The following is a 16,459-nucleotide window of genomic DNA, read 5'->3' as shown; positions in this document are numbered from 1 at the left end:
GCCTCCGTGGTTGCTCAATTGAGAATCAGGACCCCATCAATTCATGCTCGCCGCTGTGCTGGGTACCCAGAATGATTGGCGACCCGTTTTTTCCGTGAAACGGGCCGACCGCAAAACCGTACTTCTTCAGAAGGCTATGCGTATAGGAGACCGACCAGACGGGCGGACTGCCAATGATGAAGTCGGAAGCAATGCCTTCCTGCCAGGCTGAATAGCCTTCGGCGAAACACGTGTAGCAGTCGCGGGTGGTCGGCAGTCGAAACGGAAATTTCGTGTCGAGGCCGGCCGGACCACGGGCGAAGCACTCAATATATAGCGTATGTTCGCGCGACGCGAGTTCGGCGTCGACGCTTGCCGCGCGGGGGTGCGAATCGTCGATCCAGAAACGCGCCCGTTTGAGGTCGGCGGCGGTGAGGTAAGGCACGCTCGTACTGCTGGTGAGGATCGCGCCGTCGAATTGCGGCAAGGGCGTGTCGGGGCTGAAAGTATGAATCGACACCTTCGACTTGCCGAGCAGATCCGACGCGAGAAGCTCCTGCGCCTGATCCCTGAGCAGGTTCACCTTGTCCGGCAAATCGATCAGCACCAGTTCCTTCGGCGCATCTTTATAGAGCACGTACCTGGCCACCGTGGTGCCGAGCCGCCCGGCCGCACCGAAAAGCGCGAGCTTCGTATTGCCGAATTCGAGACCGACTTCGTTGCTGCAATGAACGGCCCAATCTTTCAGCATTGCCGCCGTGGCCGCGTGACCCGTGGTGATGTGAGGCGGTTTGACCGGACGCGGCAGTGCGCCGTAATTGCACGCATAGGGCGTGGACGCACCCATCGCCACCATGTTCAGACCCGCCTGTCTCGCCAGTTCGAGTGCCGGAAAAAATTGCGTCTCTCGAAACCGCTTGATCCCGCGCGGACTGCCGAGCCACATTTCGAGTGGAACCGGACACGCAATATTGGCGCCGATAACCTGCGTCCCCTGGTAGATAGGCGAAGCAATAAAGGGCTTCGTGTTCCAGAGTTCTTCTTCGAATAGCGCGTCTCTTGGCTTGACGTTGTGAAATGAAAATGAAAGCGTCTCCCAGTCGGTGGCGTGAAACATGAAGCCGATGCCGCCTTGTCCTTGCGGAAGGTTGTCGCGAATCTCTTCAGGGCGGATGACGTGTTTGAGTGCCAAAGGAGCACTATTTCGATGTAGTTGAAGACCGTGTTGATCATTGGAATCGGTCAATACTTCTCTGTGGAAAGAAGTTCTCATTTGTTTTTTCCCATAGGTTGAATTAACGCTGAAATCAGCGCAGAGGCGTCCGTCAAAACTGACAGATCCCTCTTCGAATGCTACCCCCAAGGTAATTCAACAGATCGGGAGGTTCTGACTCGGCGTACTCCATTTCGCGGCGTCGGCGAGAGCGCGCAAACGCTTGCGGCAGCACGCATTTGGGGCTTTCGGCCGGTTTTTATTGTCGAACGGACGCAAGCGCGTGGCGGTGCGTTTTGCAACAGTGCGGATCGTTTGAATGAGAAAAGTGGCGCCGCCGTTACCCGGCTAATCGGGGCATCGCGGATGTTTGAAACAACTGGGGGAGTGGAGAGGGAGAAGAAGGCCGGAGAGGCCGTCTTTCAATGCGCACGTGGGAGAAGATCGGTACTTGTTACAAATCGGCCGTGTTGGCCGAGAGAAAATACAGGACGCAATACGCGACGCTTATTTTATGCGTGGCGCGTAAAAGCAGTAGGGGATATCACAAAGCAATAAGCCGTAAGGGAAGGCCGAAAAGTTAGCCTTCTCCCGGCAGACGAACAGGTGGCGCGCCCGAAACCAGAACCCCAATACGGGGATTCAGCTTCGATCGCAAGCGCGCCACCTCAGAACCTCAATGACTATTGCGAACCCGGCCACGTCTGACCGGCCGGCGACGATTCCCCGATACCTGGGAAATCGACATAAGCCGCTGTGCAATCCACCGCCGTCGCCATGCTGAGCGAGCGGGACGCCACGCCATTCAACGTCACGTTATTCGCCGTCGATGCAAAAATCGGCAGGTTGACGTTGGTTAGCGTGAGGTTCGCATCGGACGTGCTCACGGCCACCGTGTCGGGCGAATCGGCCAGTACGTTCGTGAGCGTCATGCCGAGCGGAATCTGCGCATGAGCAATGCCGCCGGTATTGGCCTGGAAGCCCTGAAGCTGAACCGTCGTGGTGCCGGTGATATGCACGTTCGACACCGAAATGTCGTGGAAGTCCGGATACAGCGGCGAGGTCGGATTCGACAGCGCCTTGGTGCTGTAGTACGGCGTGAACACGAGAGCGTTGTCGCTATTGCGGATACAGATGTTGTTGTAGTCGACGTTGGTGACCGTGCCGCCTCGCGCCCAGTCCGACTTGATACGCAGCGCCGATTCCGCGCCGTCGAACGAGTTGTCGTAGACCTGGATGTTGGTGACGCCCGCATTGGTCTCGCTGCCCACCGAGATACCGTGCCCCGCGTAGATGTGATTGTGCGCGATCACAAAACCGTACTTGCGGTCGGTCGCGACATCGCGATTGCCATCGACGCCGAACAGCCCCGAACCAGCCGGACTCGGATTGCTGGAGCCCTTGATCGCAACGTCGTCGTCGCCGGTGCTGATGTAGTTGTACGCGAACACCGTGTTCTTCAGATAGCCGTCGAACGAAATCTTGCCGGCGCTCGAGGTCTTGCCGTTACCGGTCGTCAGTGCCTGAACAGCGGTTTTCGATGCGGAGCCCGGATCGAACGCATCCGTATTCTTGGCGGTTTCGACGCTCGGCAGCATGCCGAGATAGTTAGGATTGCCATTGCCTGCAGGGTTCGCCGATGCAGACAGCGACGGCGTTTGCACCTTCACGCCCCACACGGTCAGACCGTCCACGCCGCTCGGCACGACATGGAAATTCGCGCTGTTATTGAGCGTGATGCCGTACAAGGTCAGGTTCTTCGCATAGCTGAAGACCATCATGCGGAAGTTCGACTGTGAGCCGACGCCAGTCGTGCCGTTCTCGATCATGTTGCCGAGCCACGCCAGATCCCACCACGTCATATGACGCGACGAGCCCGCCGTATCGACGAACGTGCCGCCGTTATCGCACGAGGTTCCCGTGGTCGCCTGTTTGCCGGTCGCGTACGCGGCGTACGTGTTCGTGCAGGTCAGATCGACTCGCATCAGCGGATAGAGCGGATTCGAGCTGACGATCTCGGAGGCCGCACGGCTGTCGATACTGCCGCCGCCGACAATCGCGGAGTTCACGAGGTAGTTGCCGCCGATCAGCGGCAGGCAGTTGCCCGAGCTTCCCGCCTTGGTCGAACTGACGGCGGTGTTCGCGCAATACGGGCCAGCGGCGTTGGGCGCGTATGCCATCACGTCGCGCGTTGCATACACGGTGACACCGGTGTCGATCCACAGCGTGACGCCGGACGGCAGCGTCAGCGGACCGGTGATGAACGCGTTGCCCGGACCGCTGCTCGACACGCTGAGGCGCACGGCGAACTTGCTCGCGCGGTACTTCGGCTGCGCCAGTTGCAGCGCCGACGCGCCCGCGATATTCACGTTCGGAAGCGCCGCTGCGGTTTGCGAGGCGGCGGCCGCTGCGTCCGCTGCGGCGATGGTTGCGCCGACCTCGGCATCCACGGCTGCGCCGCACGCGTCGAGCGCGGCCTGAATACGTTGCTGGTCCGGATTCAGGATCGCCGAGGTCGTGCCGTTGTCGGCCTCCGGCCCCAGCGCGCCGCTCGGTTGCCGGACGTAGCTGTTGCTGGCTTCGACGGTGCTGCACACCTGGGCATCGGTCGGGAGTTGCGGCGCGGGCGGCAGCGCGGCGTCGCTGGTCGTTACGCCGACCTTGAACGGCTCCGCCGCGATCGGGGTCGGCGTGCTGGCGGAGGGTGGCGGCGAGTCGTCGGACCCGCAAGCGGCGAGCGACGCAAGGACGCATAAGACTGCTGTTGTGCGAATTGACATGTCCTTATCCTGAAGGTGGCGGTTGAATCGAAAAACAAAAAAGACGGCCGGGCGACGCCATCGCCAGCAAAGGCGATCGCGTGGATCGGTTGGTCAGAAGCGGAAACGGAGTGGGCTGCGACGTGCCCGTGTGTGCCGGTGGCGATCAGCCGGTTCGGGCGAAACGGCGTGATAGCCGGATGTCTGGAATGATGGTGTTGAAGCTTTGCGATGCGCGGTCGCCTGGCGAGGCGCGGCGTTCGCGACTCACGCGGCGGACGTCATCGGGCAGGGATTGATACGGCATCGTGAGCGCCATGCGTTGTCTCCGTGAACCGGCAGCGCCGATATGGGTTCGGCGTCTACAGTCCATCATGTTATATGTCATCCTATCTCTTTCTTATTGTTACATTCGTGTTGCTTTCGGGGTAAGCCATGTAAACCCGTAAATTGCTGGTTGTTTAAGCGACATTGATGCGCGGCGAGTAGGTTTTGAAAGTATTTGTTATAGGACAACGTATCTCGAAGATGCGGCTGCAATTGAGCGGCTTCTGAATCCATCCAAATGTCAGATAGGTCCCAAATGGAATCGTGTCGTTAATTCGCAGAAGATCCGTGGGCCGCCTTCAACCGAACCACTCAAGGATCCCCTACGTGAACAGCCTGATTCGTGCCGACCATGTTTTGCCCATGACCGACGACAATGCCGTGATCGTCGACGGCGCGGTGGTAATCGACGCGAGCGGGCGGATCGCCGCAATCGGCGATGCGCGCGAACTGATCTCGCGCTATCCGGCACTGCCGGTGCGCCATCTGAAAGACCGTCTGTTGATGCCCGGTCTGATCAATACCCATTGCCATTCGGGATTGCTGCGCGGCACCGCTGAAGGACTGCCGGTGTGGGACTGGTTGCAGCAATTCATCGATCCGATGCACCGCGTGCTCAACGCAGAAGAAGCGGAAGCGGCCTCCTGGTTGTGCTACGCCGAAGCGCTGTTGTCCGGCACGACGACGATCGTGGATATGTGGCGATTCATGGACGGCAGCGCTCGCGCGGCAACCGGATTGGGTATTCGCGCGGTCCTCGCTCCTTATGTTGCCGAGCATCCCGAGCACGATTACTTCGAAACGCTCGATATCAACGAGAAGCTGATCGAGCGCTGGCATGGTCGTGCCGATGGACGCATTAGCGTATGGGTCGGCCTCGAACATATGTTCTATGCCGTGCCGCAAGCGTGGCAACGCGCGGTTGCAATGAGTCGCACGCATGGCGTCGGTTTGCATACGCACAGTAACGAAAGCCGCTTCGATGTCGATGCAACGCAAAAGCGCTATGGTGTGCGGCCCATTCAGGCGCTGGAAAAATTCGGTTTGCTGGACGCGCACAAAGTCATGCTCGCGCATTGCGTCTGGCTCTCCGACGAAGAAATCACAATTCTCGCGGACCGCAATGTCGGCGTTGCGCACAATCCGGTCAGCAATATGAAGCTTGCGAGCGGCGCGGCGCCGGTCGAGAAATTATTGGCAGCAGGTATTTGCGTCGGCCTGGGGACGGACGGAGAGAAAGAGAACAACAACCTCGATATGTTCGAGGAAATGAAGGTCGCGTCGTTGCTCGCGAAGGCGACGAGTCTCGACGCAGCAGCACTCGATGCCTGGTCCGTCTGCCGGATGGCGACCGCGACGGGCGCACGCGCCATAGGTCTGTCGAACGACGTGGGCACGCTCGAAGTCGGCAAATGCGCGGACATGATCGCTGTGCGCACCGACACGCCGCGCATGACGCCGCTATTGACGGGGCGGTATATGAACCTGCATCACAATCTGGTTCACGCGGTGCAGGGTGGCGATGTAGACATGACGATCGTGAATGGCCGCACGGTGGTGGAAAACGGGCGACTGGTCAACGGCGATATGCGGGAGTTGATTGCGCGCGTGAATACGCTGGTTCCCGGATTGTTCGAGCGTCGCGCTCGCTGGCTCGACAGCAATGGTGCGATTACCAAACGTGGCGCGGAGAACTCGCTGCTCGATGCGCATCGTTAAGTATTGATTGCCACGAGCGCGAGGCGCGCAAATGAACCCGCCTAATCGCCGATTTCATTGCGGCTCAATTCAGAGCGCAGGCACATCGCCGCTTGTCCCGACTGCTGTTGTGTCGACCAGATCAGATCGATTCCCACCGCCCATTCTGTGAATGGATAAGCAGCGAGTTTGAGTTCCACCAGTTCGCCGGATTCAAGCTCGCTGCGGATCATCCGCTTTGGAACGGATGCCCATCCCAAACCGTCCCTGATCATGTCGAGAAGTGCCGTATAGCTCCCGACGTTCCACGTGCGAGGTGACTTCAGGTACTCGCCGGTTGGCAGCTTTCGGCCGTGCGGCGTCACGACAATCTGCCGATGATCGTTCAATGCCGCAAACGACACCTCCGGCATCGTCGCCAATACGTGATCGTGTCGAACCGCGTTGTTGAAAATAAGCTTGCCGAGCCGGCAGAAAGCGATCTGCTTCGGGTATTCGGCCTGAGCGAACATGAGTCCGAGATTGACGTCGCCGGCCACCGTCAGTTGAAGAATATCTTCGTGCGACGGCTGGCGCATATCGAGTTCGACATCGGGAAATACCGCTTCGAACCTGCGCAATGCGGGCGACACGGCTGCATAGGGAATGGCATCGTCGAATGCCAAAGCGAGCTTCGTTTCCACTCGCGCGCCGAGCTGATTCGCACGGTCCTGCAACGCCCCGCAGTGCGCGACCACGGCTTCGGCTTCGCGCAACATCGCGCGGCCTTCTTCGGTGAGTGTGGGGTAGCGGCCGCTGCGATCGAACAGCGTTACACCGAGATCGATCTCGAGATTGATGACAGCGGTGCTGATTGCCGATTGCGCCTTGCCGAGCTTTCGCGCCGCGCCCGAAAACGAGCGTTCATGCGCGGCACAGACGAATGCCTCCAGTTGCTCGAGAGAAAAACGTGAAGACATTTAAAACGTCCTGATTCTGGAGAGTTTCTGATTTTACGTCTCCAGAAATCAGGCAGATCACGCGCACGTGCTGATACGCAAATAATTCACGCGTAAATAATGTTCGTGCCGTTCCCGGTGATCCAGTTGGCGAATTCGTCGCTGAGCCCTTCGTCGGTGACGAGGTAGTCGACGCGGTCCATCGCACCGAACGTCGCAAACTCGCGCTTGCCGAATTTTTGCGAATCGGCAAGCAGGTACACAGTTTTGGCCGCGTCGATCATCGCGCGCTTCACGTGAATATCGATGAAATCAGGGTATGAAATGCCCGACTCCATCGACACGCCGCCCGCCGCGAGAAAGAGTTTGTCGACGAACATGCCTTCAAAAAAGGTCGATGCCTTTTCGCCCGAAACGGCAATCGTCTCGGCTTTGAAGATACCGCCCGTCAACATCACGCGATTGGTCGGTTCGGCGCCGAGCAGGATGGCGATATTGAGCGCGTTGGTCACGATGCGCAGGTTCTGCCGGTCGAGCAGGTTCTTCGCGAGTTCGGTGGTGGTCGCACCGCAATCGAGAATGACCGAATCGCCGTTCTCGATCAGGCTCGCAGCCTTGCGACCGATCAGCGCCTTTTCCGGACTCGTTGGCAGAACGTTCGAGCCGAACGTGCGGCGGGTGGAATCGGACTGGGTGGTTTTCAAACGCACGTTACCGTGCACGCGCTCCACGCGTCCTTCTTTTTGCAACTCGTCGATGTCCTTGCGGATGGTCGGCATGGAGACGCCGAATTCGCTGGAAAGCTCCGAAAGCTTTACCAGTTTCAGCGATTGCACCCGTTCGAAGATTTTTTCTGTTCTGGTCCGTTGATCCATTTTCGCTTTCCTTGCGAACTGCCGGCCGGCGTCGCTACTACAGGACGTATTGTGCCTGATTCCACCAGCCGGAAGCTGTCGTTAGGTGTTTTCCCTCTTTCCGTCGTTTTCCTTTTGACTTTCGAAAGAAAGTAACAGAAACTTAAAACCAAGAAAACAGGAAGTACAGGAGCAGGGAATGGAAAACCCCTTCAAGCAGACCGGCGTCCCTTTGCACCGGCGGGCGCAGGAAATCCGTAAGAAGATATGCGTGATGAATTCCGCGGCAAAAAGCGGCCATACGGGCGGCGACATGTCGGAAGCGGACATTCTCGCGGCGCTGTATTTCCACGTTCTCCGCTATGAGACCCAGGCTGACCGCACGGTCCGCTGGCACGACGAATTCATTCTGAGTAAAGGTCATGGCGTGGGCGGTCTGTATGCGTGCTTCGCCGAACTGGGCTGGCTCGCGGACGAAGAACTGCTGACCTACCTGAAGGACGATTCGCGGCTCCCCGGCCACCCCGTCAAGCAGAAATTGCCTACCTGGGTGACCGTCAACACGGGCGGTCTCGGTCATGGGCTGCCCATCGCCGCCGGTCTCGCGATGGCCAAACAGCGCCACGCCGCCGCCACGCAGGGCGCCGTCGGCCGCGTGTTCGTGCTGACCGGCGACGGTGAACTCGAAGAGGGGTCCAACTGGGAAGCCGCGATGGCGGCCGCGCATTTCGAACTGTCGAACCTGGTGGTGATCGTCGACCGCAACCGACTGCAACTCGCCGATTTCACGCACAACATCATGGACCTCGATCCGCTCGACGAAAAATTCCGGGCTTTCGGTTTCGAGGTGCACGACGTCAATGGAAACCAGCCGGACGCTGTTTGGAAACTAATAGAAAGTCTGGATAGCTCAAACGGAAAACCGAAAGTGCTGATTGCTCACACGATCAAAGGCCGCGGCGTGTCGTTCATGGAGAACGTGCCGGCATGGCACCACAAATTCCCCGATGAGGATCAACTCAAACAGGCGTTGAAGGAGCTGGATCATGCGTGAGTACGGTGACTTGCGAGACGGAGCAGTGAATGCGCTCGGCCGACTCACGGCTGCCGGTCAGGACATCATCGTGATGGTGGCCGACTCGACCTCCACGTCGAAAATCGGCTCGTTCCTGGACAAGTATCCGGAGCGCGTGATCAACGTGGGCATTGCCGAACAGAACATGGTCGGCATGGCTGCCGGACTCGCACTTGGCGGGCATGTCGTTTTCACGGCTAACGCTGCGCCTTTTCTGATCGGCCGCGCGAACGAGCAGGTCAAGAACGATATCTGCTACAGCGCAACGAACGTGAAGATGCTCGGCCTCAATGCCGGTGTCGCGTATGGTCCGCTCGCGTCGACGCATCATGCAATCGACGATATCTCGGTGATGAGCGGCTTCGGCAACGTGCAGATTTTCGCGCCATGCGACGAAGTGGAAACGTCGCAGATGATCGACTACGCGGCGTCGATCGACGGCCCGGTTTATATCCGTCTCGACAACGCAAAGTTTCCGATTGTTCACGACGCGCAATACCGCTTTAAACCGGGCCGTCCCGATGTGCTGATCGAAGGCAATCGGGTTGCGGTGATCGCGTTGGGTTCGGTAGTCGGCGAAGCGCTGGAAGCGTGTGAATCCATACAGAAGCAGGATGGCATCAATGCGACGCTCGTCAATCTGTCGTCGCTGCGGCCGCTGGATCAGGACGCGCTGGCCGCGATCATCGATCGGCACGATGCCATCGTCACCGTCGAAGAACACTCGCTGCACGGCGGCATTGGCGCGACGGTCGCGGTGCTGATGGCGAAGCGTCAGATCGCGCGGCCGCTGACGATGCTCGGTATTACCGAAGGCGAATTCGCCCATTACGGTACGCGCAAAGGCATTCGCCGCCATTACGGAATCGACGCAGCAGGGATTGCCGACAGCGTGCGCGCTTACTGCTCGAAGTGAAACATTAAGCACAAGATCAAGGAGACAGAAGATGGGAATTCAGTACGACGTGTCGCTGCGCCACGGTGTCGATTTCGACTTTCGCCTCGACGGCAAGGTCGCGGTCGTCACCGGCGGGCTCGGCGGCATTGCCATGGCGACCAACGCGGCGCTGATTAAGAAGGGTGCGCGTGTCGCCATTCTTTATCCCCGTTTTGAAGAGGCGCGTGTTCCTGCCGCGATCGAAGAACTGGGTTCCTCCAATGCCGCCGCTTTCGCGTGCGATGTCGCTAACGAAGCCGAAGTCGAAGCCGCGATCAAAGCCGCCCACGAACATTTCGGCGACCTGCATCTGCTCGTGAATGCCGCCGGCTGCATCACGCTGACGCCTGCGGAGAACATCGGATTCGACGAATGGCAGCGGCAGATCGGCGTGAATCTCACCGGTCCGTTTCTGTGCTCCAAACATTTCGCGCGTCACGTTCTGGCGAGCGGACACGGCGGCAAGATCGTCAATATCGCCTCACAGGCCGCGACGGTCGCCATCGATCAACACTGCGCGTACACGTCGGCCAAAGCCGGTTTGATCGGCATGACGAAAGTGCTCGCGAAGGAATGGGCGGCGCGCGGCATCACCGTCAATACGGTCTCGCCGACGGTCGTGCTGACGCCGATGGGTGCGACCGCATGGGAAGGCGAAAAGGGTGAAGCGATGAAAAAGCTGATACCTGTAGGCCGCTTTGCGTACACCGACGAAATTGCAGCGGCAATTCTCTTTTTGCTGTCGAACGGCGCCGACATGATTACCGGCGCCGACATCATGATCGACGGCGGTTATACGATCTGCTGACCCACTGACAGATCCGGCGGTACCACCCGTAAAAGAAATTCAATCAGGAGACAGGACAATGTGGAAGAAACTTGCAGTGGCAGCCGCCGTAACGGCTTCGATCGTCAGCATGCTCGAACCGGCTCAGGCCGCGAGCAAAGGCACGATCGCGATTCTCGTCAACGCACTCGACAATCCGTACTACGCGGCCGAGGCCAAAGGCGCGGAGCAGGAGGCGAAGAAACTCGGCTATGACACGATCGTGCTGTCGCACGGCGAGGACGTCAACAAACAGAACGAACTGGTCAACCTCGTAATCGGCAAGGGTGTGAAAGGCATCGTGCTCGACAACGCCGATTCGAACAGCAGTGTTGCAACCGTACGTACCGCGCAGGAGAAAAAAGTACCGGTGGTGCTGATCAATCGCGAGATTCCGAAAGACGGCATTGCAATCGCACAGTTGAGTCACAACAACTTGCAGGCCGGTACTGAGGTCGCGCAACGCTTTGTCGAAACGATCGGCGAAAAAGGCGAGTATGTCGAATTGACCTGCAATCTGGCGGACAAGAACTGTGTGACGCGCTCGCAGGCATTCCACCAGGTGCTGGACCAATACCCCGATCTGAAGATGGTTGCCCGCCAGGATGCGAAGGGCGCACTATTACCCGGCAAGCAGGCGATGGATTCGATTCTGCAGGAACACCCGCATATCAAGGGCGTGATTTCCGGTAATGGACCGGTCGCGCTGGGCGCGATTGCGTCGCTTGATTCGGCGGGGCGCAAGGACGTGGTGGTGATGGGCATCGACGGCAGCAACGACGAACGCGACTCGGTACTCGCCGGCAAGCTGAAGGCAACGGTGATGTTGCAGGCGCAGGGCATTGCGATTCACGGTGTCGATCTGCTCGACAAGTACATCAAGACCGGCAAGACAGGTGAGCCGGAACGCCAGTTGTTCCGCGGCATTCTGATCACCAAGGACAATGCTTCCAAAGTGAACGACTTCTACTACACCAAGTAAAACGCGGTGTGCGTGAGCGGGTGCATGAGCGGGTGCTCGAACACGCACCCGTTTGAAGTTCTGTCTGAAGTGAGGTAGCCATGGTTCATCCCATCTCCACCGTGCGATCCGTGCTTGCGATCATGGGCGTTGTCATGTCTCTGGGCGCGTGCCACGTCGTGACCGACAAGGAGCTGGCGGATATCCGCAGTCAGGGGCAACGTCATGGGCCCGATCCGGCGAAAGTCTTCAACGATCAACTCGTTCCGTACGCGGACAAGAACGCGAAGCCGGCCGCGCAGGTCATCAGCGCCTTGGGTGCGAATTTTGACGACGCGTGCAAGCAGTACGGCTTCCGGCAAAGCAGCGCGTTTCCGTGCAACTTCTGGCTTCGCGTGCAGGGAAAGGTCACACGTATCGACGATTCGTCGCGTGTGGGCAAAGCCTATGTCGATCTGACTCCGGTTTCCGGCGGCGCGCCAGTGAGCGTGGTTCTGCAAACCGGGCCAGTGGTGATCGGCACAGGAGTACGCGACGGCTTTCCCGGCATCAAATACAGCGATTTCGACGATCAGACGAAATTCGCCGCGTTCGGCCAGGAGATCAACAAACTCGTCGTGGCGCGCGTACATCAATCGTTGCAACTGAAAGTGGGTGAGAGCGTCGACGTCGCGGCTGTTTACAGCAGCTGGAGCGAGCCGACCGGCGAGATCCGCGCAATTCCGGTGGCCTGGAAATGAATACACCGCGAACCATGAACCCCGTCAACGTGATCGAGACGCGCGGGCTGTCGAAGATTTATCCCGGCACCGCTGCGCTGGTCGACGTGGACTACAAGGTGCGGCGCGGCAAGGTCAACGTGCTGATCGGCGAAAACGGTGCAGGCAAGTCCACGCTGATGAAACTGCTCGCGGGTGCCGAAGTGGCGAGTTCGGGAGAGATATGGATCGACGATAAGCTCGTTCATATCACCGACGTTCGCAGCGCCGAACAGCATGGCGTAGGCATCATCTTTCAGGAGCTGAATCTCTTTCCAGAGATGACGGTTGCCGAGAACATTTTCGCGGGAAACGAGCCGACCAGCGCGGGCGTGATCCGTAACAAGGTCGAAAATCACTCGGCAAAAATACTGCTTCAACGCCTGCAGATTCCAATTGATCCACGCACGCGTCTCGGTGATCTGTACGTGGGTCAACAGCAACTCGTTGAAATTGCAAAAGCGCTCTCCAAGCACATCAAGGTGCTGATCATGGACGAGCCGACTTCCGCGCTGTCGAAAACGGAAGTCGAGATTCTCTTCAAGATCATCCGTCAGTTGAAAGAAGAGGGCGTGACGGTGATCTACATCTCGCATCGTCTCGAAGAGATCATGGCGATCGGCGATTGCATCACGGTGCTGCGCAACGGCCGCCTGGTTGCCGAAGACGAAATCGCCAATATCGACATTCCGTGGATTATCGAAGCGATGGTGGGTTCGTCGAAGAAACGCTTTGCGTTCGAACAGCACGGCATTGGCGAAGAAGTGCTGAGGGTGAAAGACCTCGCGCTGAAGCGCTCGAACGGCATTTACGCGGTGGATCACGTGTCGTTCTCGGTGCGCGCGGGTGAGGTCGTCGGCATTTATGGGTTGATGGGAGCGGGGCGTACAGAGTTGCTTGAGTCGCTGCTCGGTGCGCAACCGCTCGCCATCGGCGAGATCGAACTGGCGGGTAAGTCGGTCGAGAATTTTTCGATACCGAAGCGCATCGACGCAGGTATTGCACTGGTTCCCGAAGACCGGCAGAAGCAGGGCATGATTCAACTGATGTCGATTCTCGAGAACATGACCTTGTCGAGCCTCGGCAAATTTACGCGCCGCTTCGCATTCGGCGCGCTCGGCAGAGACAAACAGGTGGCCGCCGCCGACGATATCGTCAAGCGTCTCGCCATCAAGGCTTCATCTGTCGATGCACCTATTACCTCGCTGTCCGGCGGCAACATGCAGAAGGTGGTGATCGGCAAAGCATTGCTGACGTCGCCGAAAGTTCTGCTGATGGACGAGCCGACGCGAGGCATCGACGTCGGCGCGAAGGAGGACGTGTACAAGACCATCAGCCTGCTCGCGCAATCGGGCATTGCGGTGATCTACGCGACATCCGAACTCGATGAAGCAATGGCGGTTTCCAATCGTGTCTTCGTGATGGCCAGCGGCAAGCTGACCGCCATCATGGACCGCGCCCAGTTTGATAGCGAACGGATCGTGCGCGCGTCTACGCCCGCCACGGCCGTAGTCTGAAGCGTATTCGAGGTCTACATGATGAACATGAACACTCCCGACAGTACGATTCATCCGGTGCACGCGAAACACAACCGGCACGCCGCTTATGTCGCGTCGCGTGTCGCAGTGGGCGTGCTGAAATTGCGGATCTTTATCGCGCTCTTTGCGATCATCATCGTCTTCTCGTTCGCCACCGATAACTTCCTGTCCACCAGCAACATGCTGATCATGGCAAAGCACGTGACGGTGGTGGCGATTCTTTCGATCGGTATGACGCTGGTGATCCTGACGGGCGGCATCGATCTGTCGGTCGGATCGATTGTCGGAATAAGCGGCATGGCGGCCGGCTACCTGTTGCTGGAAGGCGTGAAGATCGGCCACCACGTCGTGTTTTTCAATCCATGGGGCGTGGCGCTGCTGGCGTGCGTGCTCGGTGCGCTGATCGGCGCGGTCAATGGCTATCTGATTACCGCGCTGAACGTCGCTCCGTTTATCGCGACGCTGGGCATGTTGTACGTGATTCGCGGCGCAGCGCTGCTCGTCAATAACGGCAGCACGTATGCCGACCTGGCGGGTAATCCGGCACTCGGCAATACCGGTTTCGAGTTCATCGGCAACGGCACGATACTCGGTCTTTCCATGCCGGTGTGGATCATGATCGTGCTGGCGGCAGTGACGATCTTCGTGGCTAAAAAGACGCCGCTGGGCCGTCGTATTTACGCAATTGGCGGCAATGAACAGGCCGCGCGCTTCTCGGGTATTCGCACCAATCGGGTAAAGCTTTTCGTTTATATGTTCTCGGGATTTTGTGCGGCCATCGTCGGCCTCGTGATTACCGCGCAATTGCAGACGGCCCACCCGTTGACCGGGCAAACGTTCGAACTCAATGCGATTGCCGCGGTCGTGCTTGGGGGCACGGCGCTGATGGGCGGACGCGGCACAGTGTTCGGATCGGTAGTGGGTGCATGCGTGATCAGCATTCTCGGTGACGGCATGGTGATGTGCGGGATCAGCGACTTCTGGCAGATGGTCATCAAAGGGCTCGTGATTATCTTCGCGGTGGTGATCGATCAGTTGCAACAGCGTCTGCAATCCAGAATGGTCTCGCTGACTGCATAACTTCACGATTCGCTCATACTCAAACGGGATTTCCATGCAATACGTTCTGGCGATCGATCAGGGGACCAGCGGCACGAAAGCGCTTGTCTTCGACGCGAGCGGCCGCGTCCATTCACGAGGATTCACTGCGGTTCCGTGTACGCATCCACGTACTGGCTTTGTCGAACAGGACGCGAATGCGATTTATCAGTCGGTGTTAAAGGCGGTCGCCGAATGTCTGGAGCGCTTTGAGGGCGATCAGAAAGACATTCTCGGCGTCGGTATTTCGAATCAGCGTGAAACGGTCGTCCTGTGGGATGCGCAAGGCGACCCGATCGGTCAGGCTGTGTCGTGGCAGTGTCAAAGGTCGCTCGGCGTATGCGAGCGACTGAAGCAGGAGGGCATGGGGCCGACTATTGCCGAGAAGACGGGCTTGCTGATCGACCCGTATTTTTCGGGCACCAAGCTGATCTGGCTCAACGAGAACGACGAGCGCGTGCGTTCACACATCGCTGCAGGGACGGCGTATTTTGGCACCGTGGACAGTTGGCTGCTTTATCGCCTCACGAATGGCGGCGTTTATCGCACCGACTACACCAACGCGTCACGCACGATGCTGTTCAATCTGAACACGCTCGACTGGGATCGCGAGCTGCTGACCGCATTCGGACTCGACGGGTTGCGTCTTCCTGAACTACGGCCCTCGGCGTCGAACTTCGGCACGACGGATTTCGACGGATTGCTCGCCCGTCCGATCCCGATCGTGTCGATGATCGGCGACTCGCATGCCGCCGCCGTCGGCGAAGGATGTTTGAAGCCAGGTCTCGCCAAAGCGACGATGGGCACCGGTTCATCGTTAATGATGAACGTCGGCGCGAAGCCCCAGGCACCCGCCCATGGACTCGTTTCCACGCTGTGTTTCGCGACTGAAAAGCGCGTGGATTATGCGCTGGAAGGGATCATCATCAGCGCCGGTTCAACGCCCGCGTTTCTCAAGGAAAAGCTCGGACTCTTCGACGACTTTGCCGTCGCCGAACAGGCTTTTACGGACTACGACAACGGCGGCGTTTTTCTGATTCCCGCTTTCTCGGGCATTGGCTGTCCGCACTGGAAGTACCCGGGCGGCGCGCAAATCGTCGGACTGAATTTTTCGAATTCATGGCAACACGTTGCACGCGCGGCGTACGAGTCGATCGTTTATCAGATCAAGGACGTGATTACGGTGATGGAGCAGGCAGCTCAGGTTCCGCTACTCGAACTGTTCCTCGACGGTGGACTCGTGCAGCGGCCCTTCCTGCTTCAGTACCTGGCCGATACGTTGAATCGCCCGGTCAGTACGCTGGCGCTCAGCGAGATATCGGCGGCGGGCGCGGCGGCATTGGCGTCGCTGGAACTTGGACTGGTCGATTCGCTCGACGCGGTCCATACGGAGCGGCCCGTTCTGCGCCGCGTCGAACCTGGCAGCGGTGTGTCTGCTGCAGCGGAGAATCACGCGCAATGGCTGCGCTGGATCGAACGGCTCTAATTCAATTCATCT

At 58.7% G+C, this 16,459-nt stretch carries 14 protein-coding genes; 9 read left to right on the top strand and 5 right to left on the bottom strand.

Going from position 1 to position 16,459, the window contains the following annotated elements; genetic code table 11:
* Positions 1 to 25: 25 nt before the first annotated feature.
* The 3 genes from ABH945_RS25275 to ABH945_RS25265 form a co-directional block, all read right to left on the bottom strand.
* The gene (locus ABH945_RS25275; RefSeq protein WP_429252334.1) at positions 26 to 1,252 is read right to left on the bottom strand and encodes a hypothetical protein; all 1,227 of its coding nucleotides are present in this window, start codon (positions 1,250 to 1,252) and stop codon (positions 26 to 28) included.
* 623 nt (positions 1,253 to 1,875) lie between these two features.
* Complete coding sequence (locus ABH945_RS25270) at positions 1,876 to 3,972, bottom strand: glycoside hydrolase family 28 protein (protein WP_429252333.1); 2,097 nt, start codon at positions 3,970 to 3,972, stop codon at positions 1,876 to 1,878.
* Between the two features lie 145 nt (positions 3,973 to 4,117).
* On the bottom strand, positions 4,118 to 4,270 hold the full coding sequence (locus tag ABH945_RS25265) for a hypothetical protein (RefSeq protein WP_429252332.1): 153 nt from the start codon (positions 4,268 to 4,270) through the stop codon (positions 4,118 to 4,120).
* A gap of 335 nt (positions 4,271 to 4,605) precedes the next feature.
* Here ABH945_RS25265 and ABH945_RS25260 point away from each other — a divergent pair, with 335 nt between their 5' ends.
* Complete coding sequence (locus tag ABH945_RS25260) at positions 4,606 to 5,997, top strand: amidohydrolase family protein (RefSeq protein WP_429252331.1); 1,392 nt, start codon at positions 4,606 to 4,608, stop codon at positions 5,995 to 5,997.
* A gap of 41 nt (positions 5,998 to 6,038) precedes the next feature.
* Here the strand turns inward: ABH945_RS25260 and ABH945_RS25255 are convergent, their stop codons facing one another.
* The gene (locus ABH945_RS25255; protein ID WP_429252330.1) at positions 6,039 to 6,935 is read right to left on the bottom strand and encodes a LysR family transcriptional regulator; all 897 of its coding nucleotides are present in this window, start codon (positions 6,933 to 6,935) and stop codon (positions 6,039 to 6,041) included.
* 86 nt (positions 6,936 to 7,021) lie between these two features.
* Complete coding sequence (locus ABH945_RS25250) at positions 7,022 to 7,789, bottom strand: DeoR/GlpR family DNA-binding transcription regulator (RefSeq protein WP_074767919.1); 768 nt, start codon at positions 7,787 to 7,789, stop codon at positions 7,022 to 7,024.
* Between the two features lie 178 nt (positions 7,790 to 7,967).
* On the opposite strand from ABH945_RS25250, the gene ABH945_RS25245 reads away from it, so the two are divergent.
* The 8 genes from ABH945_RS25245 to ABH945_RS25210 all read left to right on the top strand — a co-directional run bounded on the left by ABH945_RS25245 (position 7,968) and on the right by ABH945_RS25210 (position 16,447).
* Positions 7,968 to 8,822 (top strand): transketolase, encoded by an 855-nt coding sequence (locus ABH945_RS25245; protein WP_429252329.1) that lies wholly within the window; start codon positions 7,968 to 7,970, stop codon positions 8,820 to 8,822.
* Positions 8,815 to 9,759 carry a transketolase family protein gene (locus tag ABH945_RS25240; RefSeq protein ID WP_429252328.1) on the top strand — a complete coding sequence of 315 codons (945 nt, stop codon included), beginning with the start codon at positions 8,815 to 8,817 and terminating at the stop codon, positions 9,757 to 9,759. The genes ABH945_RS25245 and ABH945_RS25240 overlap by 8 nt, the downstream gene beginning before the upstream one ends.
* Positions 9,760 to 9,790: 31 nt before the next feature.
* On the top strand, positions 9,791 to 10,588 hold the full coding sequence (locus tag ABH945_RS25235) for a GolD/DthD family dehydrogenase (RefSeq protein WP_074767925.1): 798 nt from the start codon (positions 9,791 to 9,793) through the stop codon (positions 10,586 to 10,588).
* 58 nt (positions 10,589 to 10,646) lie between these two features.
* A complete protein-coding gene (locus ABH945_RS25230; protein ID WP_429252327.1) occupies positions 10,647 to 11,588 on the top strand; it encodes a D-ribose ABC transporter substrate-binding protein in 942 nt (313 codons plus the stop codon).
* Between the two features lie 80 nt (positions 11,589 to 11,668).
* Complete coding sequence (locus ABH945_RS25225) at positions 11,669 to 12,307, top strand: DUF2291 family protein (RefSeq protein ID WP_429252326.1); 639 nt, start codon at positions 11,669 to 11,671, stop codon at positions 12,305 to 12,307.
* Positions 12,304 to 13,842 carry a sugar ABC transporter ATP-binding protein gene (locus ABH945_RS25220; RefSeq protein ID WP_074767931.1) on the top strand — a complete coding sequence of 513 codons (1,539 nt, stop codon included), beginning with the start codon at positions 12,304 to 12,306 and terminating at the stop codon, positions 13,840 to 13,842. The genes ABH945_RS25225 and ABH945_RS25220 overlap by 4 nt, the downstream gene beginning before the upstream one ends.
* Positions 13,843 to 13,860: 18 nt before the next feature.
* Complete coding sequence (locus tag ABH945_RS25215) at positions 13,861 to 14,943, top strand: ABC transporter permease (protein WP_216350614.1); 1,083 nt, start codon at positions 13,861 to 13,863, stop codon at positions 14,941 to 14,943.
* Between the two features lie 34 nt (positions 14,944 to 14,977).
* The gene (locus ABH945_RS25210) at positions 14,978 to 16,447 is read left to right on the top strand and encodes an FGGY family carbohydrate kinase (protein WP_429252325.1); all 1,470 of its coding nucleotides are present in this window, start codon (positions 14,978 to 14,980) and stop codon (positions 16,445 to 16,447) included.
* The last annotated feature ends 12 nt before the right edge of the window (positions 16,448 to 16,459 follow it).

Source organism: Paraburkholderia sp. GAS333, assembly GCF_050435665.1.
GTDB lineage: Bacteria > Pseudomonadota > Gammaproteobacteria > Burkholderiales > Burkholderiaceae > Paraburkholderia > Paraburkholderia fungorum_A.
Note: the sequence above shows the minus strand (reverse complement) of the source record. Positions and strands in the feature narration are given on the sequence as shown.

Coding starts and splice junctions, on each gene's coding strand:
- ABH945_RS25250 (WP_074767919.1), bottom strand. CDS start 7,789: ATGGATCAACGGACCAGAACAGAAAAAATCTTCGAACGGGTGCAATCG.
- ABH945_RS25235 (WP_074767925.1), top strand. CDS start 9,791: ATGGGAATTCAGTACGACGTGTCGCTGCGCCACGGTGTCGATTTCGAC.
- ABH945_RS25210 (WP_429252325.1), top strand. CDS start 14,978: ATGCAATACGTTCTGGCGATCGATCAGGGGACCAGCGGCACGAAAGCG.
- ABH945_RS25245 (WP_429252329.1), top strand. CDS start 7,968: ATGGAAAACCCCTTCAAGCAGACCGGCGTCCCTTTGCACCGGCGGGCG.
- ABH945_RS25265 (WP_429252332.1), bottom strand. CDS start 4,270: ATGGCGCTCACGATGCCGTATCAATCCCTGCCCGATGACGTCCGCCGC.
- ABH945_RS25220 (WP_074767931.1), top strand. CDS start 12,304: ATGAATACACCGCGAACCATGAACCCCGTCAACGTGATCGAGACGCGC.
- ABH945_RS25270 (WP_429252333.1), bottom strand. CDS start 3,972: ATGTCAATTCGCACAACAGCAGTCTTATGCGTCCTTGCGTCGCTCGCC.
- ABH945_RS25230 (WP_429252327.1), top strand. CDS start 10,647: ATGTGGAAGAAACTTGCAGTGGCAGCCGCCGTAACGGCTTCGATCGTC.
- ABH945_RS25275 (WP_429252334.1), bottom strand. CDS start 1,252: ATGAGAACTTCTTTCCACAGAGAAGTATTGACCGATTCCAATGATCAA.
- ABH945_RS25215 (WP_216350614.1), top strand. CDS start 13,861: ATGATGAACATGAACACTCCCGACAGTACGATTCATCCGGTGCACGCG.
- ABH945_RS25255 (WP_429252330.1), bottom strand. CDS start 6,935: ATGTCTTCACGTTTTTCTCTCGAGCAACTGGAGGCATTCGTCTGTGCC.
- ABH945_RS25225 (WP_429252326.1), top strand. CDS start 11,669: ATGGTTCATCCCATCTCCACCGTGCGATCCGTGCTTGCGATCATGGGC.
- ABH945_RS25240 (WP_429252328.1), top strand. CDS start 8,815: ATGCGTGAGTACGGTGACTTGCGAGACGGAGCAGTGAATGCGCTCGGC.